Genomic DNA, 24,134 nt, shown 5'->3' on the forward strand with positions numbered 1-24,134 from the left:
TCTGCGTTTCGCTATCCGTGAGGGTGGCCGTACCGTAGGTGCAGGCGTTGTATCAAAAATCATGGACTAAGCAGTCCTGTTGATTTTAGGAGCCCGGCTTTGGCCGGGCTTTTTTATGCCTGCTCATAATTTTTCATCAAAATAGCTTATCAAAAGTAAGCGAAGGCTCGCTCAAGTATTGACATTCAAGACTAAAAAATGAACTATTGAGATAGATACTCAACTTATAGTCAGCCAATCAATTGAAATTACTCAGATACTTTTCTGTGTTCGTTTTTATGGGACTAAGCTGTTCTGCTACAGCACAGGTACCGGTCTATGTTGCTGCCTACGATTACCCTCCTTATTTTTCCGATGTACTGCAAACGGATCTTACCCGTGAACTGATAAGTTTGTTGAATGAGCATCAGGACAGCTACGAATTCCGCATTCAGGTGATTCCCCCTGCAAATCGTCATAAAGCCCTGAGTGTGAAAGGGTGCTGTGATGTTATATTCTTCGAATCGTCCCTTTGGGGTTGGGAAAAAAGTGGAGTAGGGTTTCAGCAAACAATGCCTTTAGTCAGAGGACAAGAGCGGCTGGTCGCCTTACAAAAAGCAGACAGAGACCAGACGTTTTTCGATACATACGATGGCAAAACTTTAGGTGGGGTTAAGGGCTATCATTACCTGTTAGGCGGAGAACTTCTGGCCTCAGATGAAGTTCAGGAAAAGTATACGACGTATTTGGCAGATTCCCGAATTATCAACTTGCAGATGATATTGGGCGGTCGAATCGACCTTACTATTATCAATGATGAACTGCTGGCTGCTTTAAAAGGCTCCAATCAAATTAAGGTAGACGGTTTATTGTTATCCGATAAGGTTAGTCTGGAGTACAAGCTGCACTTACTTGTTGGCGAGAATAAGAGTATCAGCGCAGATACATTACAGAGACTACTGCGGGAGCTTGGCCGACAGGGAGAGTTCGAAATACTCTTTAGACGATTTAATATGGAACGATTTCAGTTATATCGGCCGACAATAACGCGCTAGTAAACACTAAGACCCAAGCGGTTTGCCAGCTCGCGCACCATGTACATTCCACGGGCACTGTTACCGTAGCTGTTTAACCTTGGGCTCCATGAACAAATAACACCAAAGTCAGGAACAACTGCAATCATACCTCCGCCAACGCCACTTTTTGCCGGAACACCTACGGTAAAGGCAAATTCACCGCTTTGGTCGTACATGCCGCTGGTTGATAGCAAAGCATTAATGCGTTGTGAGTCTCGTTTTGACATAATTTTCTTTTTAGAAAAAGGACAAATTCCGTCATTTGCAAGAAACGTAAAAGAGCGAGCCAGGTTTTCGCAAGACATGGTTAACGCACACTGCCAAAAGTAATGATCCAACAGTTCATCAACCTCTGCATCAATATTACCAAAGCTTTTCATTAGGTGAGCAAGGGCCGCATTGCGATGGCCGTGCTCTTTTTCTGACTGGTGAACAATGTTATCGGCGTAAACGTTGTCGTTGCCACATAAAGTACGGACCAAACTCAAAACCGCATTTTTACTGGCAGAGTAGCGGCTAACGAGCACGTCACTAACAACAATAGCCCCGGCATTTATCATTGGGTTACGGGGAATACCTTTTTCCCACTCTAGCTGGACTATAGAATTAAAGGCCTGGCCTGAAGGCTCCATTTTAACTCTGTCCCACAAATCTTCTCCAAGGCGCTCCATTGCCAGCATAAGACCAAAAATCTTCGAAATGGACTGAATGGAGAATTGCTCCTGAGTATCACCGACGTTAAACACCTCGCCATCGAGCGTGGCCAGCGTGAGTCCGCAGAGCTCGGGGTCGACCTCTGCTAACGCAGGGATGTAATCAGCAACATGCCCTTCGGTGATCTTCATTGCCTGCTGGTGTATTTCCTCCAGCAAGCTTTTGAGATCATCCGGGGCATGTATTTGCTGCCCGCCACTGACCAGATCACGCGTCAAGAGGGTGCTCCGGATGCGTGATGGTAGACAGACGCTCTTTTAATTCGTCAGATAGCTTCACAGAACGTTCCTGTTGAAAATCAAAGTACACCAATACTGTTTTACCTTTAGCGCACATTTTATCTTTCTGCCAAATTTCGGTAGTGATATCAAACGAGCTGCCACCTAAACGGCTGACGTAAGTATTCACAGTGACGTGACCGCCAAAATAAATAGGAAAGAGGTAATCGACTTCCAGCCGCGCAACAATTAAGCTTTGTGTCTTCGGAGACATTTCTCCAAAGAACTCAAAAATAGGCAACCGTCCGGTTTCTATCCACCCCGGTATAACCGTGTTATTGACGTGGCCCAGGGCATCGGTTTCATAAAATCTTACTTTAAAGTCTTCCGTTAACATACTGCGTCCTTTTAAGATTGTTTAAGCATAGGTTTTAAGAAACGAGCCGTGTGTGAGCGCTCATTTTCACAGATATCTTCTGGGGTACCTTCGCAGAGGATTTCACCGCCGCCAGAACCACCTTCAGGTCCTAAGTCGATGATCCAGTCAGCGGTTTTTATCACGTCTAAGTTGTGCTCAATAACCACTACCGTGTTGCCGTGGTCACGCAGACGATGAATCACCGCCAGCAACTGCTTAATGTCGTGGAAATGCAGACCGGTTGTCGGCTCGTCCAGAATGTACAAGGTTTTGCCAGTATCGCGCTTGGACAGCTCACGTGACAACTTCACCCGTTGCGCTTCACCACCGGAGAGTGTTGTCGCTGACTGGCCTAAGCGAACGTAAGACAAGCCTACATCCATTAAGGTTTGCAACTTGCGCGCAATAGCCGGAACCGGATCGAAGAACTCACGAGCGTCTTCAATGGTCATATCCAGCACTTCGTGAATATTCTTGCCTTTGTACTGTACTTCCAGCGTTTCGCGATTATAGCGCTGACCTTTACAAATATCGCAAGGAACATAAACATCCGGCAAGAAGTGCATCTCAACTTTAATGACTCCATCGCCCTGACAAGCTTCACACCGACCGCCGCGTACGTTAAAGCTGAAACGACCGGGTTTGTAACCGCGGGCACGTGATTCCGGCACACCTGCGAACAGTTCGCGAATTGGTGTGAAAATACCGGTGTACGTCGCCGGGTTGGAGCGCGGCGTACGACCTATTGGGCTCTGGTCAATATCCACCACTTTATCCAGCAGTTGCATGCCATCGACACTTTTGTAAGGAGCAGGCTCCCCGGTCGTTGCGCCATTAAGTTCACGATGCGCAATATGGAACAGCGTATTGTTGACCAGCGTTGACTTACCTGAACCTGATACTCCAGTCACACAGGTCATAATACCTAATGGCAAATTGAAATCGACATTCTTCAGGTTGTTCCCGCTGGCTCCATGAATGGTTAACCGGCGTTTATCCGGTTTGTGGCGTTGCTTGGGAACTTCTATTTCTTTCCGGCCGGACAGGTAGTCGCCGGTTAGTGAATCTTCACTTCCGACAATATCTTCAACCTGACCCTGAGCAATAATTTCACCACCGTGTACGCCCGCGCCAGGGCCAATATCAATAACGTGGTCGGCCTGACGAATAGCGTCTTCGTCGTGCTCAACCACAATGACAGTGTTACCCAAGTCACGCAGGTGAGTCAGAGTGTTCAACAGCCGTTCGTTGTCGCGCTGGTGTAAGCCAATACTGGGTTCATCCAGTACGTACATAACACCAACCAGCCCCGCACCGATTTGGCTGGCCAGACGAATACGCTGCGCCTCACCACCAGACAAGGTTTCTGCGCTACGGGACAAACTTAAATAGTTGAGTCCCACGTTAACTAAAAAGCGCAGACGGTCATTAATCTCTTTTAGAATTTTCTCTGCAATTTGCGCGCGCTGACCTTCCAGACTCAGTTGCTGGAAGAACTCAAGTGCGTCGCCAATGGACTGCTCAACAACTTCCGGCAGGGTCGTGCCCTGAATAAACACATGACGAGCTTCAGTACGTAAACGCGTACCACCGCAGCTTTTACAGGGTTGCGTCGCTACGTATTTGGACAACTCGTCGCGCACAGCCTGTGATTCGGTCTCACGGTAACGGCGCTGCATGTTAGGAATTATTCCCTCAAAGGGGTGCGCTCTGACAACCTTGTCGCCACGGTCGTTCATGTAAGTGAACTTTATTTCTTCTTTACCGCTACCAAACAGAATTTTTTCGCGAATGTCGTCGGGCAACTCGTTAAAAGGCTGCGACAATTTAAACTCGTAATGCTTCGCCAGTGACTGCAGCATTTGGTAATAGTAGAAGTTGCGCTTGTCCCAGCCGCGAATTGCACCGCCTGTTAGCGACAGCTCTGCATTAACAACAACTTTGGCCGGATCAAAAAACTGCTCAACGCCCAGACCGTCACAAGTAGTACAGGCACCGGCCGGATTGTTGAACGAGAACAACCGTGGTTCCAGTTCCTGCATACTGTAACCACAATGCGGGCAGGCAAAGTTCGCTGAGTAAACTTCGGCATCACCGTCGCCTTCCATAGGCACGACTAAAGCCGTTCCGCCACTAAGCTCCAGTGCGGTTTCAAAAGACTCCGCCAGGCGCTGCTCCATGCCTTCACGAACTTTAAAGCGGTCAACGACCACTTCAATGGTGTGCTTCTTCTGCAGCTCTAACGTGGGAGGATCGCTTAAGTCACAAATTTCACCGTCTATACGGGCGCGGATATAGCCCTGCAAGGCGAGGTTTTCTAACACTTTTAAGTGCTCGCCTTTACGGTTCTGAATAATTGGCGCAAGCAACATGCGCTTTTCGCCTTCAGGAGCTGCCAGCACGTTATCGACCATTTGCGATACGGTCTGTGCCGCCAACGGCACGTCGTGAGTCGGGCAACGAGGCTCGCCCACCCGGGCAAACATCAGACGTAAATAGTCGTAAATTTCCGTAATAGTACCGACCGTCGAACGCGGATTATGCGATGTTGACTTCTGCTCTATTGATATAGCCGGTGATAGACCCTCGATACTGTCAACATCAGGCTTTTCCATCAGTGACAAAAACTGACGTGCATAGGCAGAGAGCGACTCAACATAGCGTCTCTGTCCCTCTGCATATAGGGTATCGAAAGCAAGTGATGACTTACCCGAACCGGATAAGCCGGTGATCACAATCAGCTTATTGCGGGGGATGGTCAGATTGAAATTTTTTAAGTTGTGCGTGCGCGCACCGCGTACTTCGATAGTATCCATAATTCCCGTCTGTTGTTCAGTAAATGACTGACGACAAAACGCTATTATCGCACAGTGTTAGGCATCTGGTACAATAACGGCATCATTTATCATGTTACTGATATAAAAGCAGTGAAATGACGCCGCAAAAATTAAATAAAACAGAGAAAAAAGCCGCTTTAGCACTAGCTTCCGTCTTTGGTATACGGATGTTAGGGCTATTTTTGATCATGCCAGTTTTAGCGGTTTATGCACAAGACTACCCTGACTATTCCCCGCTTTGGGTCGGTATTGCTCTGGGTGCCTACGGCCTGACACAGGCACTGTTGCAAATTCCGTTAGGTATGCTGTCTGACCGCCTTGGCCGAAAGCCGGTTATTGTCGGTGGTTTGCTGGTCTTTATTCTAGGCAGTGTGGTGGCAGCTCAGGCTGATACTCTATTGGGTGTATCCATTGGTCGGGCGCTACAGGGGCTGGGCGCTATTGCGGCTGCTATTCTGGCATTGGCAGCTGATTTATCGCGTGACGAACAACGGCCGAAAGTGATGGCCACTATTGGTATGTGCATTGGCCTGGCGTTCGCTATTTCGCTGGTAGCCGGACCTTTATTGGGCAATATTATTGGGCTTTCGGGTTTGTTCTGGTTTACCGCCGCCAGTGGCGCTCTGGGCATTCTGGTGTTGTTGCTGAGCGTCCCCAAAGTGGTGACAACTTCTGCGAGGCGTGAATCCTTACCCGTGTTGTCAGAACTGGGGCATTTGCTTAGACACAAACAACTGTGGTGTCTGAACAGCGGTATTTTTGTGTTACACGCTATTTTAACGGCCTGGTTTGTGACTTTACCCATGCAACTGCAAAATGCAGGTTTTGAAAGTCAGACTCACGCCTGGTTCTACTTACCTACGCTGGCAGCGTCCATTTTGTTCATGGTGCCAATGATTATCAGCAGTTCGCGTAATAATAATTCTGTGCAGTGGCTGCGGTTTTCTATTATTACTTTAATTGTTGCGCTGCTAATTATTGCCATAGCGGGGCAAAACCCCTGGCTGCTGGTTGCTGCTCTGGTTATATTTTTCACTGGCTTTAACTTTATTGAGGCCAGTTTACCTTCGTTACTCACCCGAATTGCGCCAGCGGGAAGCAAAGGCAGTGCCAGCGGAATTTATTCAACAGGTCAGTTTTTAGGCTCTTTTGTTGGTGGGGTCGTAGGCGGCTCAGTCTTACAGTTTTTTGGGACATCTGGCGTTGTTGTTTTCTGCCTGATCTTGCTAGTATGTTGGTTGCTAATCAGTTTAGTCATGGTTAATCCCGCAGGTGTCACAAGCGTGTCGTTATCATTGCCCGGGTTAACTGAAAGCAAGGCTACCAAGCTAAGTGAGCAGTTACTTACCGTAACCGGCGTTACGGAGGCAAGATGGGTTGAAGAAGATCAGGCCACTTACTTAAAAGTTGATAAAAAACATTACGATGAAAAGGCGGTTAATCAGTTGCTTAAAGAAGCATCGGTCGCTTAATAATTTGAAGCAGTTGTAACGCGTACAAGGAACAGGAGAATCTAATGGCCAGTCGCGGTGTAAATAAAGTAATTTTAATTGGTAATTTGGGCGCTGACCCAGAGGTTCGTTATACCCAAAACAGCACAGCGATAGCCAACCTGTCGATTGCTACCAGCGAAACCTGGAAAGATAAGCAAACAGGCGAACCGCGCGAACAAACCGAATGGCACCGTTGTGTGGCTTATCGTCGCTTAGCTGAAATTGCTGGCGAGTACCTGAAAAAGGGCTCTAAAGTTTACGTTGAAGGGCGTTTGCAAACGCGTAAATGGACAGGCCAGGACAACGTAGAGCGTTATACGACAGAAGTGGTCATTAACGAAATGCAAATGCTGGATTCTCGTGGCGGCCCTCAGGGTGGTGCTCCACAACAAGGCCAGGGTTTTGGTGGCGGTCAGCAGCAAGGCGGTGGTTACGGTGGTGGTCAACCACAACAACAATCACAGCAACAATCACAGCAACAACAGCGTCCGGCACCTCAGCCAGCGCAGCAGCAAAATCAGCAGTCACAACAAAAACCGGCAGAACCCGCGCCGTTTTCACCTGACAACGACTTTGATGACGATATTCCATTCTAGTTTGCCAAGTGTAGGACTTACCCGCTCGGGTATCTGTATCATGTGAAAAAAGCCCCTTTTCAGGGGCTTTTTTGTATCTAATTTTTAGCTCAAACCTATCGCTATTTTCATTTTAGTTAGCACGCTAAGTTTGTTATTATACTTAGCGTGCTAACTAAAGAGGTTGCTATGACATTAACACAAGAACAGCTCAGACAGTTATCTGTACCTGAACGACTCGGTCGCGTTGCGCGTCAGTGGCAGGCTATTGCGGATAAGGAACTGGCGCCGCTGGGGTTAACCTACCCGCGCTGGAGTGCTATGTGGAAACTGGCACGTATTGGAGATGGTGTCAGCCAAAAGCAGCTTGCGGAAGCGCTTGAGCTAGAACTTGGTTCACTCATGCGCACGCTCGCGCAACTGGAAGAGCAAGAGTTGATTACGCGCGAAGCAAGCCCGGACGACGGCCGTGCTAAGCAGGTGTTTTTGACGAAGTCAGGTCATGCGCTGGTTAAAAAAATGGAAGCGAAAATTCTAAAAGTACGAAGGGCGTTGCTGGCCAATATCGAAGACGAAGAAATTGAAACGGTTAAGAAGGTTCTGGCGATGATTTCATACAATGCGAATCACATGTCTGAAGCTCAGAAGCTTGACCAAAATAATGAGGAAAAAGTATGACCGCAGACGAAAAGTTTGCCCGTTGGGTTAAGCGGGCATTGGTGCTATTTGTGCTCGTATTTGCCTATTTTCTGTGGGCCGACTTGAGCCTGCCGCTAACCCCGCAGGCAATGGTGACCCGGGTGGTGACTCAAGTTGCACCGCAGGTGAATGGTACGGTAGAGAAAGTCTTGGTTAATAATAACCAGTATGTTGAAGAGGGCGAGCCACTATTTGAAATTGACCCGCGACCTTATCAACTGCAATTACAGCAATCAGAGCTGGCACTGGCTCAGGCGCAACAGTCAAACCAACAGTTTGATGCCCAAATTCGAACTGCTCGGGCAAAGTTAAAGTCAGCACAGGCAAAAGCTCAAGAGCTCAGCCGTGAGGCGCGGCGCATTAAAGATCTGGTAGAAGACGGTAGTTCGTCGCAACAGGCATATGACCGTGCGCAGAGCAGTAAGCTAGAGGCCCTGGCAAATGTTGAAGCCGCCCAGTCGCAACTACAGAGTCTAGAAGTGCAACGAGGTGCCGAGGACGATGCAAACAACTTACTTATTCAACAAGCTGAAAATGCGATAGAAACAGCGAAGCTTAACTTAAGCTACACCACCGTGCGTGCGAAACATGCCGGACGTGTCGGCAATCTAAAGCTCAGCGAAGGCGCTTATGCCCGTCAAGGCACGCCGCTAATGGCGCTGGTATCACCCAATGCCGACATTGTCGCCGATTTTCGTGAGAAGAATTTACGGAACATAAAACCCGGGCAGCAGGCTCTGGTGGTATTTGATGCTGAACCCGGCACGCTTTATGAGGTGAAAGTGGAGAGCATTGATGCCGGTGTCAACGCAGGTCAGTTAAGTGCCGACGGAGCCTTAGCAGCACCGGTTAACTCTAACCGTTGGGTGCGAGACGCGCAGCGACTTCGGGTTCACCTGAGTTTAGCAGAACAACCGGATTCAGAGCGCCCGGCCGGAGCGAAGGCCACGGTACAGATAGTTCCTGAAGGAAGCGTCAAAGCTGCTATCGCGAAAGCGCAAATCCGGTTGCTGGGCTGGTTACACTACATTTATTGATCAGGAAGGAACTATGGCAACTTCAGTCTTGAGTGAAAACGGCCTACGGCAATGCTTACGAATCGCCTTTGGTGGCTCCATCGGTTTTCTGGTCACGGCACTGTTTGACTTGTCTTATGGCGTGTTTTTTACCGTATTACCAATGCTGCTATTGGGGTTAGTGCCAATGATAAACCGGCAGGTCGCCAGGCAAATACTTGCGGCGTCGGTTATGTGCGGACTGGAAGTGGGTATTCTGGCGCAGATACTGGGCGGGCATTCAGTATTAATGACAATGGTCGCCTTTGTCTTATTTCTGTATAGGTTTGCTTTTATGGCGCGCGGGACTGCGTTCCTGTTTGGCGCAAATGGTGTACTGATGTTGAGCATTATGCTGCATTACGCCAGTTACCCGGGCACCGACGTTAATAACTTAATAGCCAGTAACTTCTTTGCGTCGATACTGGCAATAGCCATTGCCTTTGTTATGCATGCGATTATACCCAATAAAGAACATAACGCGGCACCACCGCCTTTGCCGGACAAGTCACCTAACCGCGTGCGCCATGAAGCTATTTTGGGCGCTACGGTGACAACCCTGTCGTTTTTGGTGTTTCAGCTGTTCGATTTGCAGGATTCTATTTCTGCGCAGGCCACTACTATTTTGGTGCTATTTCCCATGAACTGGAACGGGGCATTAACTTACGCGCGCAAGCGAGCGGCAGGGACTCTAATTGGTGTTATGTTTGGTCTTGGTGTGCAGCTTTTGCTGTACGGTTGGTATGACATATTGTGGTTGATTGTGCCGTTGTTCTGGCTTGGGGTGATGTTGTTTGCCCGCATTCATGTACTTGAAGCTTCGGGAGCCGGAGTGGGTTTTGGAGCAATGACCACTATGGGCATTCTTTTCGGTCAGTATTTATCTCCGGCACAAGACTTGGTGTATTCCGGGCTCTACCGTCTGAGCAGTACTTTTGTAGCAATTATTGCGGCTATGATGGTGTGTTATTTGGTACACAAACTCTTGAATCAGTTTGAGGGAACGCGATTTGGCGCTGCTTAAAATTGATACCCATAGTGGCTGGAAGAGCATGCAGCCAATTAATCAGCTGCATGCTTGTCTAAAATATCTAAACTCGAACGGTTTTTTACTTAGCTGGCGTCGTTTAGCCCAAACTGCTTAACCACCTTGTCGAAATACTCCAGGTTTTGCTTGGCATAATCACGTTTTTCTACATAGCGACCCGGGAAGAAGTTCTTCTTAAAGCCGTAGGCGACAATGTCTTTCAGGCGCTTCAGAGAAATATCAAAATTATCCACAGCTAACTGATATTCGTTACTTACCGTGGTACGAGAAACCAGACGGTTATCAGTACAAATAATGGTCGCCAGGCGGTTATCCAGCATGTGCTGGAAGTTGTGGTTTTTAATGTCGCCAATATCGGGGTTAGTTTGCAGGTTACTGGTCAGGCAAACTTCAACGGCAATACGACGGTCAGCAATATAAGAGGCCAGGCTTTCGCCATAAGCTTTCGGGTCTTCAATCGACGGGTCCTGAGTCATTTCCGGAGAGAATAACGAATAACCATGACCTAAGCGGTCGGCATGGCATTTGGTTAAGGCTTCAAAAATACTCTCGGCACCGTAAGCTTCACCGGCGTGCACGGTTTTCAGCAGAAAATTTTCGTGAGCGTATTCGTACACTTCTTTGAACTCGCCTGCCGGGTAACCAATTTCCTGACCGGCAATATCCAGACCAACAATTGGCATGCCTTCTTCGTCACGCATGCGAACGCTGGCGCGAACCAAATCCATTGCAGCCGTTTTAATAACCTGCATAGGTTCAAAGTCACGCATTAACTGGAACATTTGCGTGTAATAAGGGGAAAACCCTTTTTTACCAAACATCCGCATAGCGCAGTTGATAATGCCGTAGTCAAATGGTGGCTTATCGCCGTTTTTAACGTCTGCGCTGTTATTGTACTCTTTCTTTGCGCGCAAAAGGCCGTCGTTTACTACGTGCATTATGGTGTCAAAAGTAACACCTTTACCTGGGTCCATGAGTAGCTGAGGAGCAAAACGTACCTCAATGTAATTAACCCCTTCGTTTTGATTATCGACGGCTAATTCATAAGAGGCTTGCTCCAGGTTTTCTAAATCGCGCAAAGCGGCACAGGTGTACTGAAACCCATTTAGGTATTCACCCAAATTGTTGTAATGCGATTTAAATACCAGATCAAACAGGCCTTCTTCGGTATAGCTTGGAAGTTCGATATCAGCGCGCTTAGCCATATCAATTAAGCTGCTGGCACGAAGGCTTCCATCAAGGTGCAAGTGCAAGTCAGCTTTAGGAATGGCTTTGATAAATTCGGGGGAATATTGCATTGAGAACTCCTGCCTTAAGGTTGCTTTGTCCCATAATGCCATAAAATCGTGCTAATCTCTGCCAGGATCTGACCACATTAACTTAAAAAAATAGAACAAAATGGCTTCTCTATATTTCACTTATTCGGCAATGAATGCAGGCAAAAGCACGTCGTTATTGCAAGTGGCGCACAACTACGAGGAGCGCCAACAACATGTCCTGCTGATGACGCCAGCTTTAGATGACCGGGCAGGTAAAGGGCGTATTGCTTCCCGATTAGGTATTGGTCGCGATGCGGTGTCTTTCACACACCGGACAGATTTAGCTGCCGTAGTCCGGGCTCGCTACATGCAACAGGCAATTGACTGTGTGTTAATTGATGAAGCACAGTTTTTAAGTGAAGAGCAGGTGTGGCAACTGTCCAGTCTGGCTGACACCGACAATATTCCGGTAATGTGTTACGGCATTCGCACCGACGCTTTTGGCAATGCCTTTCCCGGCAGTGCGGTGTTGTTAGCTATAGCCGACAAACTGGTGGAAATGAAAACCATCTGCCACTGCGGGCGCAAAGCAACCATGTCATTGCGTGTTGACGAACAGGGCAATGCGATACGCATGGGGCAACAAATAGCCATTGGTGGCAATGATCGTTACGTTTCCTGTTGTCGTAAACACTGGAAAGAAGCCATGGGGCTGCGCTAAAACGGTCAAATAGAGTAAGGAATGTGGGTTTTAGCGAAGGCACTTGATGGTATACTGAGTTTCTCATTTTTTAGCCAGAAGTGACTATGCAAAGCTTAACAATTCCAAGACCTGATGACTGGCACCTGCATTTACGCGATGGTGCTATGTTACAAACTACCGTACCTGCAACCGCAGCAGTGTTTCATCGTGCTGTGGTTATGCCAAACCTGGTACCCCCGGTAACAACCGTAGCGGCCGCTACGGAGTATCGTGAGAGAATTTTGGCGGAGATTCCTGCCGGTATGAGTTTTAATCCACTCATGGCTTTGTATCTCACGGCAGACACGACTCCAGAAGAAATTGCTGAAGCTGCTGCGAACGAGCATGTTATTGGCTTCAAGCTATATCCGTCAGGAGCCACCACAAATTCTGCCGCTGGTGTAAAATCGGTAGAAGCTCTTGCTCCGGTGCTGGCTGCTATGCAGGAGCATCAGGTGCCTTTGCTGGTGCATGGTGAAGTAACCGACAGTGACGTTGATATCTTTGACCGCGAAAGAGTCTTTATTGATCGGCATTTAATTCCGATAACCGAGCGCTTCCCGCAATTAAAGCTGGTGCTGGAGCACATTACCACCGCCGACGCGGTTAAGTTTGTCGAAAATGCCAACAGTAATGTCGCAGCAACAATGACCCCGCAACACTTACTGATGAACCGCAACGACTTGCTGGTCGGTGGTATTCGTCCACACAACTATTGTTTGCCAATTTTAAAACGCCAGTCACACCAGCAGGCTTTGCAGCAGGCGGCCTTGTCCGGTAACCCTAAGTTTTTCCTCGGAACTGACTCAGCTCCGCATGTGCAGGCAAGTAAAGAGACTGCCTGTGGTTGTGCCGGTTGTTATTCAGCTCCAGCAGCAATTGAGCTTTATGCCGAGTTTTTTAGTCAGCATAACGCGCTGGATAAACTGGCAAATTTTGCCAGTGTTTTTGGAGCTGATTTTTATCAGTTACCCCGCAACACGGAGACCATTGAACTGGTTCAACAACCATGGACTGTTGCTGAAACGGTAGACACGGCAACAGGGCCTATGGTGCCTTATTGGGCAGGGTCTGATTTGCAATGGAGACTGCGCGGCTAGCCATTAAAGTTGTAGTGCGACAAATGGGTTATGACGAAGATCATAAACTGTAGCGAACCCGCGCTTTTTCTGATGAGCTTTGCAAAGTTTCTGTTAACATGGTTGAAAATAAAATAAAGGATGTTGTTGAGTGCTAAGATTTTCAAAGCAAAAACAAAATGATCACCGTATTTGCTTTCAAATAACGCAAAACAGCGTCCGTCTTCTTGTTGTTAAAGGTTCAGCTAAAGCCCCCGAGTTGATCGTTAATGACTACGAGCCGGTGCAACGAGGTTCGTTACTTAAGCACGCCGACACTCTTTTGGGTAAATATTCCCGCTTGTCGTTAAAGCATGCGCAAGTCACCCTGGTGTTGGGAACGGACTTATACGAGTCGGTTCAGGTGGACAGACCCATGCTGGATCCGGAAGAAATTTCGGAAAGCCTAAAATACAGTTTAAGCGACTTAGTGTCTTTTGCGGCTGATGAAATCATTGCCGACTATTATGAGTTTCCCGAGCAACCATCCGGTCAGGATAAAGTGGTTGCGGTTGCGGCGAATAAAAACGATTTAATGCCCTGGGTTGAGCTATTCAGTGAACATGACCTGAGCTTAACGGATATCGCCATTACTGAACTGACGTTACCGCGGTTAGCTGAAACTCAGAACCACGCTGAACTCACTTTATACCAAAACCCTGCTGGCAATTACCTTGCACAAATTAATACCCCCAAAGGGCTTATGTTTACTCGCTTGCTGCGCGGTGTGACCGATGTGTCTAAATACACAGAGAGCGAAATAGCAGCTGGTGCTTTAGAACCTTTGGCAACAGAGCTACAGCGCTCGGTTGATTATTTCGAAAGCCATTTGCGACAGGCCCCTATTAGTCGAATTATTCTCGCCGTAGAACATATGACGCCGGCGTCCCTTGAAAAGAGCCTGGCTGAGCTGTTAGCAGTAGAGTGCACTATGTATCAGTACCCGCAATGGTCCGCTGACTTACGCGAGGGCGACTACTCCGATCTTGCCGGTTTAGGTGCGTTAGTTGAGGGCGATTTATGAAGCAATGGGTAAATCTGTACCGCAGTGAGCTGAAGCCGGTAAAGCAGAGGCTCACACTAACAAAGGTAAGCTCTGTTTTGGGTGTTTGGCTGGCGCTGTTGCTCATTGTGGTAGGTGTTACTCAGTGGCAAAAGGCAACAGTTGTGCAAAAGAATGAACAGTTGTCAGCTACTCTGACTAAGCTCAACAATAATCTGGACAGCAGTCGCGAGAGAATGTCCCGGCGACAGCCAAGCCCGCAACTGCAGGCAGAAAAAGAGCAGTTGCAACAAGAATTGCAGGACGCCAGAAGTTTCAGTCAGCAAATTGCAGAGTTTCGGCAAAACCAGTCTTCATCCGTTAGTGAGTTTTTACAGGAACTTGCAGATATCACCCCGGAAGACATTTGGTTAACCGATTTTTCAATGTCTGGTGAAAATATCCGTTTACACGGGCAAGCTCTAAACAGTGAAGCCTTAGTGCTGTGGATGGATAAATTTGGTCAGTCGAGCTTACTGGCAAATAAACGTTTTGCGGTTGTAGAACTTAAGCGCAGTGAGCAGGGTTATCAGCAGTTTTTGCTGCAAAGCGTCAGAAGCAGCGAGGGCGAATCAAACAATGAATAACTGGTGGTTACGCTTACAAGAAACCTTTAATTCTATGCCCGGAAGACAGCGAGCGCTGCTGTCGTTGGCCGGTTTTTTAATTATTACCCTGCCAATTATGAGTTACGTTATTTTCCCAACGCTGGAACAAAATAAAGTTCTTTCAGCGGATAACCACCGTATTGCTACTCAAATAGAACAGTCTGAGCAATTAGATCAGGACTTGCAGGCGCAGTTAGCTAACGACATTGATGCTCCGGTCAGGGCTGAAATTAAGCAGTTGAAGCAGCGGTTAACGCAGGCAAAAGGCGATTTTTCGGAAAGCGAGGTTTTATTGCCTGCACAACAGCGAAAGCAGTTTCTCAACAGCGTGTTACGTCATGCCTCGGAACTGGGAATGGATAGTTTAGAAGCTAAAGAGCCGACCGTCGTATTTGAAACCGGGTCTATTAAACTCTATCAGCATGCTGTGCAGGCGGAATTTACAGGGCGTTTTTTCGCGGTATCCGACTTTGTGGATACGCTGCAAAAAGAGTACCCCAATGTCCAGTGGGCCCGCTTTGATTATCAGGTAGGCGACTACCCGACAGCGAAGGTGACGATAGTCTGGTATCTGCTAAGTACGGATAAGGAGTTTATCAGTGCTTAAAGGAATTGCGTTGTTATTACTTATGGTCGCGGTCTCGGCTTTTTCGCAAGAGCGGGATCCGACCCAGCCGCCGTTTACAGTAAGTCAGCCCACAGTGGAAATGGATAGCTGGGGACAGAATATAAAACTGTCTCAAATTTTTTATTCAGAGCAGGGTCAGTCAGCGCGTATTAACGGTGAATGGGTTAAGCCTGGTGAAAATATTGATGGGTTTCGGGTTAATTCAGTTAATCCGAACAGTGTTATTTTAGAGAAGAACAACGAAAGAGTAGAGATTACTTTGTTTAAGCCGATAAAGCAGAACGAGAAAGGCAATTCGGGGGCCGTACAATGAAAAAAGTTGCAGCAGGAGCGTTATTGTTGGCACTAAGCGGCTGTGCTTATCAACCGAGCTATTCTCCGGATGAAGCCAATAAAGCAATGAAACCGGAAGCTTCTGAAAAGAAAAAAACAGAGGCAAAGAAAGAACTGCCAGCAGAAGTCAGTAACTTCTTAAATCAGACGGCAAATAAAGAACAGGAAGACGGACTCGCCTTACTCGAGGAGCCCCGGTTTGTGCTGCAGGCTGATGATGTTGATGCGAAAGCTTTCTTTTATGGGCTAGCGGCAGATTCTCCTTACAACATTCTGGTACACCCCAATGTCAGTGGCGAAATCTCGCTAAGCCTGAAAGACGTTACCTTAGACGAAACGCTGGATGCTGTGCAGAACATGTATGGTTTTGAAGTTCGTCGTTCCGGCCGTACTATTCAAATATACCCTGCCGGGGTAAGAACTCAGACGTTCTCGCTGGACTACCTGTCACTTCGCCGTTTTGGCATGTCTCAGACTGAAATTTCAGGTGGTGGCGTGAGCGAGGAGCGCAATCAAGGCTCTCGGAATAACTCTGGAAGCAGAAATAGTAATACTCGTTCCGAAGGAACTCCTCTACTTGGTAACAACGATGGCGAGTACCGTAGAGACAGTCAGCAAAACCAGCTGCAAGGCAACGGTTCTAGTATTAACACCCAGTCAGAAACCGACTTATGGGGCGGCCTGAAGGACGTTATTGAAGGCATTATTGGCGACGGCAATGTGGTGCTCTCGCCACAGGCGGGCATTGTTAGTGTAACAGCGTCCCCGGGCAAATTGAGGGCTGTGGACGATTTTATTAATACTCTGGAAACACGCCTGCAAAGACAAGTCATTTTGGAAGCGCGTATCATAGAAGTGACTTTGAATGATGGTTACCAGCAAGGTATCGAGTGGGAGAGTCTGGCATCTGGAAATGTCGGTTTTGATGTCGACTTTAGTTCTGTTACACCCAGTAATTCGACGTCAGCCACCATTGGGGGCTTGTTTGGGCTAACTTATCGCGATTCGAATAATGGCTTTGAAAGCGCAATAAAAATGTTGCAGACACAAGGTACTGTTCAGGTTCTTTCTAACCCTCGTGTCAGTGCCTCGAATAATCAAAAAGCCGTGATAAAAATTGGCGAAGATGAGTACTATGTTACTGACGTTAACTCAACGACTAATTTAGGTACCAATGGTAGCTCGGCTGTTTCGAATTCAGACATCGATTTAACGCCATTCTTCTCTGGTATTTCATTAGATGTAACGCCACAGATTAGTGATGATGGCGAAGTCATCTTGCATGTACACCCATCGGTAGTAGAAACCGAAGAGCAACAAAAAGTCATTACCTTAACAGAAGGTGAACTGGTGCTGCCGCTGGCGCGAAGTAATATTCGTGAGTCAGACACCATAGTTAAAGCTCGCAACGGCGAAATAGTGGTTCTCGGCGGCTTGATGCAGACGACTAACTCCGAAGAAGTCAGTAAAGTACCGCTATTAGGTGATATTCCTTTGTTGGGCGAGTTATTTACTAACCGCCGCAACCTTAAAGAAAAGAAAGAGCTGGTTATATTACTGAAACCGACTGTGGTGGGTGTTGATACCTGGCGCGATGAACTGAAACGATCTCGCGAACTGCTGCAAGAATGGTTCCCGGATATAGAGCAATAACTAAGGTAGTATGTACTTATACCATTACGGCTTACGCGAACTGCCCTTTACTATAACGCCGAACACTCAGTTCTATTACGACTTGAAAAGCCATCACGAGGCTTTCGAGGTGGTTTTAACGGCGTTAAAAACCGGTGAAGGCTTTATTAAAATTACCGGAGAAGTCGGAACCGGTAAAACTCTGCTGTGCCGACGGTTATTAAATGATATCCCTGACTTCTTTAAAACCGCTTATATTCCGGACTCATACCTTGAACCTGCTGAGCTGAGGCTGGCCATTGCCCAGGAACTGGATCTGGAAACCGAACAAATGACCAACCAGCAGCAGCTGGCGCGGGCATTGCAACAACGCTTGCTGGATATTAATAAAAACGGGCAGGCCGTGGTGATACTCATTGATGAGGCACAGGCGCTTCCGGAAGAGAGTCTCGAAGCTTTGCGCTTACTATCCAACTTAGAAACTGAACGGCGTAAGTTGGTACATATTATTTTACTGGGTCAGCCGGAACTGGATGAGCGTTTGTCACAAAAAGCCTTTAGGCAACTTCGTCAGCGGATCAGTTTTTCGCATAAATTAACCGCCATGAACGCGGATGAAACGGCCGAATATATAGCACACCGGATGGATGTTGCCGGCTATCAGGGGACTCCGATATTTGACTGGAAGTTAGTCCGGCAATTACACCGTTGCAGCCGTGGTGTGCCCCGCCTGATTAATATGCTGTGTCATAAAATGCTGTTGCTGGCTTATGGTGAAGGGCGTCATCAGCTGTCGACGCGGGACTTAAAGCTAGCGGTTAATGACACCGAAGACGCGGAATTGAATCGTTCCGTATGGCTTCCCGTAACGGTGTCTGTGTGCGTGTTTTTTATGGCTGCAGCCGCGCTCAGTTATTGGCAAATGGGTGGTTCGCTATGAGCGTTATTAATAAAGTTTTAAAAGATTTGGATCGTCGGGGGCAACAGCCCTTCTCGAAAAGAGCGGCAAGTAGCGCGGTAGAGCGCCGCAGCAGCCATCGTTTAGCCCTGTGGTTGTTAGCGCTTATGCTGGTAATTGTTCTGGCCTTAGTTATCTTCTGGTGGCAGTCGCGTTCAGAAAATACGATGACGGTAACAGAGAGTGGACCCGCAGAAATGCCAAAACTGCAAGAACGGGTCGAGCCATTCATTGATACCGCAGTGATAGAAGTGCCTGCTGAGCGCACCCCTCGCGCTGAAACTGACTCGCGGCAATCTAGTGAAATAGTATCGCAAGATTTGGCTTCGGTTACGGTTCCGGAAACCGAACCGGAAAAGGCCAAAAAAGCAGAGCCCGTGCCAGAAGAGCCTGTTGTTGCCGCTGAAGAAACCGAAAATGAAGCACAAAAAGCTGGTGAGTTTAGCAAGCAAGCCGTGCAGCTCTCGCCAGCAGAAATTTCCACACAACATATTGAGAAAGCGCAAAAAGCTCAGCAACAAGGGCGTTTAACCTCGGCAGAAGACCATTGGCGTAAGGCGCTTGCTGTTACACCGGAAAATAAAGAGGTGAGAAAAAAGCTGGCAGCTTTGCAGTTTGGCCGGAATAAGGTATCGCAGGCATTAACAACGCTAGAGGCCGGTTTTAAGCTGAACCCGGACGACTTTGAGTTTCGTCTGTTAAGTGCCCGTATTCTTGAGAAAGAAGCGCGGCCTGCCGCGGCGCTGAGTTTATTGAAGCAAGCGACACCAGACGCCGGAGCTTATCCAGAATATGTCCAGAAACAGGCGTTGTTGGCCCAGGCGCAGGGTGACTACAAAGCCGCTGCTGATGCCTATCAGCGCCTGCTTGAGTCTGAACCGGCGCAAGGCCGCTGGTATTTAGGCAAGGCGGTGGCTCAACAAGAGTTCGCGCCTGAGGCCGCTATAGCATTGTATCAGGAGGCTTTAAACCGGATACGACACCAGCCGACACTGGACTTTATTGAACAGCAAATTGCGTCTTTACAGGCAACTGAAGCAGGTGAGCAATGAAGCGTCCTCGTCTTAAAATGCGACTGGGTGATTTGCTGGTTCACGAGCAAATCATTACAGAAGAGCAACTGCAGAAGGCGTTAGAACAGCAGCGTATTAGCGGACGTAAGCTGGGCGCGACCTTAACCGACCTGGGCTATATTTCCGAACAACAGTTACTCGAATTCCTGGCGCAGCAACTTAAACTGCCGCTTATCAGTATTTCTGAACGTAAAATTCCGGCTGAAGCCTTTAAATTGCTGCCCGAAGTTCAGGCGCGTCGGCATAGGGCGTTGGTTATAGAAGCCAGTGAAGATCAGGCTTTAGTTGGCATGAGTGACCCGGCCGACTTGTCCTCTATTGATGCGATAAACCAGTTGCTTGCTCCGCGTCAGGTCGAACTTGCCGTGGTTCCCGAAAGCGAGTTGATGCAGGCTTTTGATAACCTGTATCGACGCACCAAAGAAATTGAAACCTTTGCCAGCCAGCTGCAGGACGAATACGAAGACACCAGCGAGTTTGAGCTGGGGCAGCTCAGCCTCGATGACGATACCGATGAAGCCACGGTGGCTAAATTACTTCAGTCCATTTTTGAGGATGCAGTGCAAGTGCGGGCTTCAGATATTCACATAGAGCCGGACGATCGTAAATTAAGGATTCGTCAGCGTGTTGACGGCGTTTTGCAGGAAAATGTACTGGAAGAAACCAACATCGCCAACGCACTGGTTCTGCGTTTGAAGCTTATGGCCGGGCTGGATATTTCTGAACGACGCCTGCCGCAGGACGGCCGGTTTAATATTAAAATTCGCAAACACAGTATCGACGTGCGGGTATCAACCATGCCGGTGCAATACGGCGAGTCCTGCGTGTTGCGTCTGCTGGACCAGTCTGCCGGGCTGTTGTCGCTGGAACAAACCGGCATGCCTGCTGCTATTGTTAAGCGTATACGGGCTTTAATTAAACGTCCGCATGGCATGTTGCTGGTAACCGGGCCTACCGGCTCAGGTAAAACTACGACGCTTTATGGTGCGCTAAGTGAACTGAATACCGAAGGCAAAAAAGTGATTACGGTTGAAGATCCGGTTGAGTACCGTTTACCACGTATCTCGCAAGTGCAGGTGAACAGTAAAATTGGCCTGGATTTCTCAAGGGTTCTGCGCACCACCTTACGTCAGGACCCCGATATTATTATGGTTGGTGAGATGCGCGACCATGAAACCGTTGAAATTGGTTTACGTGGCTCTATTACCGGTCATTTAGTTTTATCCACACTGCATACCAATGACGCCATTACCAGTGCCATGCGTCTAATTGACATGGGCGCGCCGGCCTATTTGGTGGCTGCTGCGCTACGAGGTATTTTGGCACAGCGTCTGGTGCGCCGGGTGTGTGACAAATGTGCAGAGAGTTATCAGCCGGATGAAGCCGAGTGCCAGTGGCTGGAACATTTACGAGAGGGTAGCTCGGGCTATTCTTTTAAACGCGGAGTGGGCTGCCAGACATGCAACCATACCGGCTACCGTGGGCGTATTGGTGTGTTCGAACTATTGGAGATGAATACACCAATGATGGACGCCCTGCGTGATGGCAATACACGAGAATTTGCGGTGGCAGCGAAAGCGCATCCGGGGTATCAGTCTATGGCTACGGTAGCACTGGACTATGCCCGTGAAGGTATTACCAGCGTCGACGAAGTCTTATTTCTGGCTGAAAGTGTTGAGGACAGTATCTGATGCAGTTTCGGTATCGTGCACGGGACAAAACAGGGCAACTGCAGCAGGGCTCACTGGATGCCAGTGATGAGCGCAATGCTGCCGATGTACTGATGCGTCGTGGTTTGGTGCCGTTATCGATTAATTCGGTAAAAAGTCAGAGCTTTTCCTTCTTGAATAGTGGCTTTGGGGAAAGTTTAAAGTCTGCGTTTCAGCAAAAAGTATCGCTGGACGAGCTGATTATATTCTGTCGCCAAATGTATTCGCTGACCCAAGCTGGTATTCCTATGCTGCGGGCTATTGAAGGGTTGGCAGATACGACCCAGAACAAGCGGTTACGTAAAACTTTGCAGGATGTGCATGAGCAACTGGAGCGGGGACGAAACTTGTCGTCAGCCATGGCAAATCACCGGGGCGTTTTCCCGCGGCTGGTTATTGCTATTGTGCATGTGGGCGAAAATACCGGGCAGTTGGAAGAGTCTTTCCAACAACTGGCGGTTTATTTAGAAAAAGAGCAAGACACCAGAAAGCGGATAAAAGCCGCCACTCGCTACCCAAGCTTTGTTCTTATTGCGCTTGTCATTGCCATGTTTGTACTGAACATTTTTGTGATCCCAACGTTCGCTTCTATGTTCAGTCGGTTTAATGTTGAACTGCCATGGGCAACCCGTGCCTTGTTGGGCTCGTCTGAGTTTTTCGTCGCCTATTGGCATGTGTTATTGCTTGCAATGGTCGGTACTTTTTTCGGCATCAGGTATTACATAGCGACCGACAACGGAAGACTGAAATGGGACAGTCTGAAGTTAAAAATACCCATTATTGGCTCCATTTTAATGCGCTCCATGTTAGGTCGTTTTGCCCGCAGTTTTTCGGTCATGATAGGGGCCGGTGTTCCACTGACACAGGCTTTATCTTTGGTTGCCGAAGCGGTGGATAATGCCTGGATGGAAAAACGCATTATTGAAATGCGCCGCGGTATTGAACGAGGCGAGAACTTGTCGCGAGTTGCCCGTCAGTCAGGCCTGTTTACGCCATTAATTTTGCAAATGATATCGGTGGGTGAAGAAACCGGCCGGGTTGATGTTTTGTTGTTAGAAGTCGCGGAATATTACGAGCGTGAAACCGACTACGACCTCAAAACCTTAACCGCTCGTATTGAACCAATAATGATAGCCGTCGTAGCCGTTATGGTACTGATTCTCGCGCTGGGCATATTTACCCCAATGTGGGACATGATGAGCGCGTATCAGGGACGATAATGACCAGAGCCGCAACGGATGAGCGCAAGGGTATTCAGCGGCTGCAGAATATTCTGGTGGTATTACTGTTGTTGGTCTTGGCTGCCGTAGCGGCGAGAATGGTTTTGGTTGAAGAGCCGCAAAAATGGCGGCAGACCGAGCTAGATATTGCGGTTTCACGTTTTATTGACTCGCTTTGGCTGGCCAGAACTGAGTGGATGCGGCGCGGTAAGCCAAAAGAAGTTGCTTTGTTGTACGAGAATAAAGCGCAGCAAACGAATGTAGTAATGAATGAGCAAGGCTGGCCGTCGGTTGAGCCGGGTTGTTTACAGTTGTGGCAGCATCTGGGCAGTAACGTGCCGGGCAGCGCTTTAGATACGGAATTAGAGAACGGGAATTGTCATTACAGAATTAACCAAAAACCTTGGTTTTCCTATAAAAGTGACCGGGGTCAGGTTGTTCGGAAATAACCCGGGAACCCCGGTGTTAAGTGTTAAGGAAATGTAATAAAATGGATTCTATTAGAGTTTTAGTATGAGAGCTAAAATGAGTAAAAGACAGCAGGGTTTTACCATCATCGAGCTGATTATTGTCGTGGTCATTCTCGGCTTGTTGGCCGCCGCCGCTATTCCGCGCTTCACCGATGTATCATCGGATGCCGAAGACGCCGCCCTTGAAGGCGTTGCCGGTGGTTTTGCCAGTGCGGTTGGCATTGTGCGTGGCGAATGGGAGCTGAGCGGCAGACCGAAAGGCACCAGTGGTACCGGTGCGGGTGCCGAAGTGTCTATGGACCAAATTCAGCTATACGTCGACGGCAGCACCGGTTACCCGGTGAGTGGTGACAATGCAAATGCGCACGACGAAAACTTAGCGGCAACAGACTGCGTCAGTGTTATGCAATCTATTTTGCAGGGCGCACCAACGGTCACAACCAATTTTAATAACCTGAACGAAACACGCTATTTTACTTACGTGACACAAGATAGCGCAGCAGGTAACGATATGTGTGTTTACTATTTAGCGAACACCATAAAAAATGAAACAGAAGCTCCGTCGGGTGATGATTATCTGACAGTGGGCAATGCTTTCGTTTATAATCCACGCAACGGCGGCGTGAGTATTCACAGCAACAACCAGTAAGTTTTTTTTACAACAATTGAGAGTTTTAATTATGCGCAATCAAAAAGGTTTTACCCTGATCGAACTGATCATCGTTATTGTAGTTTTGGGGATTTTAGCAGTAACGGCTGCGCCTCAGTTTATTAATTTTTCTAGTGATGCTCGTGCCAGCGCATTAAAAGGTATGGAAGGTTCAGTTAAAGGCGCTATGCAGCTTGCTTATTCAAAAGCTGCGATTGAAGGAGAGGAGACTAGCGGGACAGCGACTGTTTCAGTAAAAGGAACAGACGTTAATTTAGTATTTGGTTACCCAGATGCTTCTGCAACTGGCATCATTAATGCCGTTGATGCAGGGTTTGCTACTGATTTAGGAAGTGACTGGGTGTATGAGGTTGTAACTGGTACACCGAATACGGTAGTAATGGCTCAATCATCATCAGTAACTGGAACAGGTACTGACGGTGCTTATGATTCTGGTGATATCGCAACTTCCGAGTGCTACTTAACTTATACAGCTGCGGCAGACGAAGAAACGGCTGCAATTATCGCTGTAACAGAAGATTCCGGTTGTTAGAAGTTAATGAAGCCCGCAGAACCTTCTG

General features: G+C 48.1%; 25 protein-coding genes. 21 read left to right on the forward strand and 4 right to left on the reverse strand.

The window, feature by feature from the left end; genetic code table 11:
- A partial coding sequence (locus ACN0RF_RS11135) for a hypothetical protein (protein WP_317498017.1) occupies positions 1–70 on the forward strand: 70 nt, incomplete at its 5' end.
- Positions 71–278: 208 nt separating this feature from the next.
- Positions 279–1,034 carry an amino acid ABC transporter substrate-binding protein gene (locus ACN0RF_RS11140; protein ID WP_417439056.1) on the forward strand — a complete coding sequence of 252 codons (756 nt, stop codon included), beginning with the start codon at positions 279–281 and terminating at the stop codon, positions 1,032–1,034.
- Here the strand turns inward: ACN0RF_RS11140 and glsA are convergent.
- The 3 genes from glsA to uvrA are packed head-to-tail and all read right to left on the reverse strand — an operon-like array spanning position 1,031 to position 5,221.
- On the reverse strand, positions 1,031–1,987 hold the full coding sequence (gene glsA, locus ACN0RF_RS11145; protein WP_011233613.1) for a glutaminase A: 957 nt from the start codon (positions 1,985–1,987) through the stop codon (positions 1,031–1,033). The genes ACN0RF_RS11140 and glsA overlap by 4 nt on opposite strands.
- Entirely contained in the window at positions 1,977–2,384 is a 408-nt protein-coding gene (locus ACN0RF_RS11150) for an acyl-CoA thioesterase (protein WP_417439057.1), read from the reverse strand. The genes glsA and ACN0RF_RS11150 overlap by 11 nt, the downstream gene beginning before the upstream one ends.
- 11 nt (positions 2,385–2,395) lie before the next feature.
- Positions 2,396–5,221 carry an excinuclease ABC subunit UvrA gene (gene uvrA, locus ACN0RF_RS11155; protein ID WP_417439058.1) on the reverse strand — a complete coding sequence of 942 codons (2,826 nt, stop codon included), beginning with the start codon at positions 5,219–5,221 and terminating at the stop codon, positions 2,396–2,398.
- A gap of 116 nt (positions 5,222–5,337) precedes the next feature.
- On the opposite strand from uvrA, the gene ACN0RF_RS11160 reads away from it, so the two are divergent.
- The 5 genes from ACN0RF_RS11160 (at position 5,338) to ACN0RF_RS11180 (ending at position 10,088) form a co-directional block, all read left to right on the forward strand.
- Entirely contained in the window at positions 5,338–6,714 is a 1,377-nt protein-coding gene (locus ACN0RF_RS11160; protein ID WP_417439059.1) for an MFS transporter, read from the forward strand.
- A 44-nt stretch (positions 6,715–6,758) separates the two neighbouring features.
- Complete coding sequence (ssb, locus tag ACN0RF_RS11165) at positions 6,759–7,331, forward strand: single-stranded DNA-binding protein (protein ID WP_417439060.1); 573 nt, start codon at positions 6,759–6,761, stop codon at positions 7,329–7,331.
- A 168-nt stretch (positions 7,332–7,499) separates the two neighbouring features.
- Entirely contained in the window at positions 7,500–7,988 is a 489-nt protein-coding gene (locus ACN0RF_RS11170) for a MarR family transcriptional regulator (RefSeq protein WP_034818727.1), read from the forward strand.
- Positions 7,985–9,046, forward strand: a complete 1,062-nt coding sequence (locus tag ACN0RF_RS11175) for an HlyD family secretion protein (RefSeq protein ID WP_417439061.1) — start codon at positions 7,985–7,987, stop codon at positions 9,044–9,046. The genes ACN0RF_RS11170 and ACN0RF_RS11175 overlap by 4 nt, the downstream gene beginning before the upstream one ends.
- 13 nt (positions 9,047–9,059) lie before the next feature.
- Positions 9,060–10,088: a DUF2955 domain-containing protein gene (locus ACN0RF_RS11180; RefSeq protein ID WP_417439062.1), complete on the forward strand. Its 1,029-nt coding sequence runs from the start codon at positions 9,060–9,062 to the stop codon at positions 10,086–10,088.
- An 89-nt stretch (positions 10,089–10,177) separates the two neighbouring features.
- Here the strand turns inward: ACN0RF_RS11180 and ACN0RF_RS11185 are convergent, their stop codons facing one another.
- Complete coding sequence (locus ACN0RF_RS11185) at positions 10,178–11,410, reverse strand: adenosine deaminase family protein (RefSeq protein ID WP_417439063.1); 1,233 nt, start codon at positions 11,408–11,410, stop codon at positions 10,178–10,180.
- Between the two features lie 100 nt (positions 11,411–11,510).
- Here ACN0RF_RS11185 and ACN0RF_RS11190 point away from each other — a divergent pair, with 100 nt between their 5' ends.
- The 14 genes from ACN0RF_RS11190 to ACN0RF_RS11255 all read left to right on the forward strand — a co-directional run bounded on the left by ACN0RF_RS11190 (position 11,511) and on the right by ACN0RF_RS11255 (position 24,106).
- The gene (locus ACN0RF_RS11190) at positions 11,511–12,092 is read left to right on the forward strand and encodes a thymidine kinase (protein ID WP_011233622.1); all 582 of its coding nucleotides are present in this window, start codon (positions 11,511–11,513) and stop codon (positions 12,090–12,092) included.
- A gap of 86 nt (positions 12,093–12,178) precedes the next feature.
- A complete protein-coding gene (pyrC, locus tag ACN0RF_RS11195; RefSeq protein ID WP_417439064.1) occupies positions 12,179–13,213 on the forward strand; it encodes a dihydroorotase in 1,035 nt (344 codons plus the stop codon).
- A gap of 130 nt (positions 13,214–13,343) precedes the next feature.
- A complete protein-coding gene (locus ACN0RF_RS11200; protein WP_417439065.1) occupies positions 13,344–14,255 on the forward strand; it encodes a Type II secretory pathway component in 912 nt (303 codons plus the stop codon).
- Positions 14,252–14,860, forward strand: coding sequence for a PilN domain-containing protein (locus tag ACN0RF_RS11205; RefSeq protein WP_417439066.1), 609 nt, complete (start codon positions 14,252–14,254; stop codon positions 14,858–14,860). Before ACN0RF_RS11200 ends, ACN0RF_RS11205 begins: the two co-directional genes overlap by 4 nt.
- On the forward strand, positions 14,853–15,488 hold the full coding sequence (locus tag ACN0RF_RS11210; RefSeq protein ID WP_417439067.1) for a Type II secretory pathway component: 636 nt from the start codon (positions 14,853–14,855) through the stop codon (positions 15,486–15,488). Before ACN0RF_RS11205 ends, ACN0RF_RS11210 begins: the two co-directional genes overlap by 8 nt.
- Complete coding sequence (locus tag ACN0RF_RS11215; protein WP_417439068.1) at positions 15,481–15,822, forward strand: Type II secretory pathway component; 342 nt, start codon at positions 15,481–15,483, stop codon at positions 15,820–15,822. The genes ACN0RF_RS11210 and ACN0RF_RS11215 overlap by 8 nt, the downstream gene beginning before the upstream one ends.
- On the forward strand, positions 15,819–17,495 hold the full coding sequence (gene mshL, locus ACN0RF_RS11220) for a pilus (MSHA type) biogenesis protein MshL (protein ID WP_417439069.1): 1,677 nt from the start codon (positions 15,819–15,821) through the stop codon (positions 17,493–17,495). The genes ACN0RF_RS11215 and mshL overlap by 4 nt, the downstream gene beginning before the upstream one ends.
- Positions 17,496–17,505: 10 nt before the next feature.
- Complete coding sequence (locus tag ACN0RF_RS11225) at positions 17,506–18,414, forward strand: ExeA family protein (RefSeq protein WP_417439070.1); 909 nt, start codon at positions 17,506–17,508, stop codon at positions 18,412–18,414.
- The gene (locus ACN0RF_RS11230; protein WP_417439071.1) at positions 18,411–19,484 is read left to right on the forward strand and encodes a tetratricopeptide repeat protein; all 1,074 of its coding nucleotides are present in this window, start codon (positions 18,411–18,413) and stop codon (positions 19,482–19,484) included. Before ACN0RF_RS11225 ends, ACN0RF_RS11230 begins: the two co-directional genes overlap by 4 nt.
- Positions 19,481–21,196 carry a GspE/PulE family protein gene (locus ACN0RF_RS11235; RefSeq protein ID WP_417439072.1) on the forward strand — a complete coding sequence of 572 codons (1,716 nt, stop codon included), beginning with the start codon at positions 19,481–19,483 and terminating at the stop codon, positions 21,194–21,196. The genes ACN0RF_RS11230 and ACN0RF_RS11235 overlap by 4 nt, the downstream gene beginning before the upstream one ends.
- A complete protein-coding gene (locus ACN0RF_RS11240; RefSeq protein ID WP_417439073.1) occupies positions 21,196–22,434 on the forward strand; it encodes a type II secretion system F family protein in 1,239 nt (412 codons plus the stop codon). Before ACN0RF_RS11235 ends, ACN0RF_RS11240 begins: the two co-directional genes overlap by 1 nt.
- Entirely contained in the window at positions 22,434–22,883 is a 450-nt protein-coding gene (locus ACN0RF_RS11245; protein WP_417439074.1) for a Type II secretory pathway component, read from the forward strand. Before ACN0RF_RS11240 ends, ACN0RF_RS11245 begins: the two co-directional genes overlap by 1 nt.
- A 76-nt stretch (positions 22,884–22,959) precedes the next feature.
- Entirely contained in the window at positions 22,960–23,553 is a 594-nt protein-coding gene (locus tag ACN0RF_RS11250) for a prepilin-type N-terminal cleavage/methylation domain-containing protein (RefSeq protein WP_417439075.1), read from the forward strand.
- A gap of 31 nt (positions 23,554–23,584) precedes the next feature.
- Positions 23,585–24,106: a type II secretion system protein gene (locus ACN0RF_RS11255; protein ID WP_417439076.1), complete on the forward strand. Its 522-nt coding sequence runs from the start codon at positions 23,585–23,587 to the stop codon at positions 24,104–24,106.
- Positions 24,107–24,134: the final 28 nt, after the last annotated feature.

It is taken from the genome of Idiomarina sp. (assembly GCF_048260185.1).
Taxonomy (GTDB): domain Bacteria; phylum Pseudomonadota; class Gammaproteobacteria; order Enterobacterales; family Alteromonadaceae; genus Idiomarina.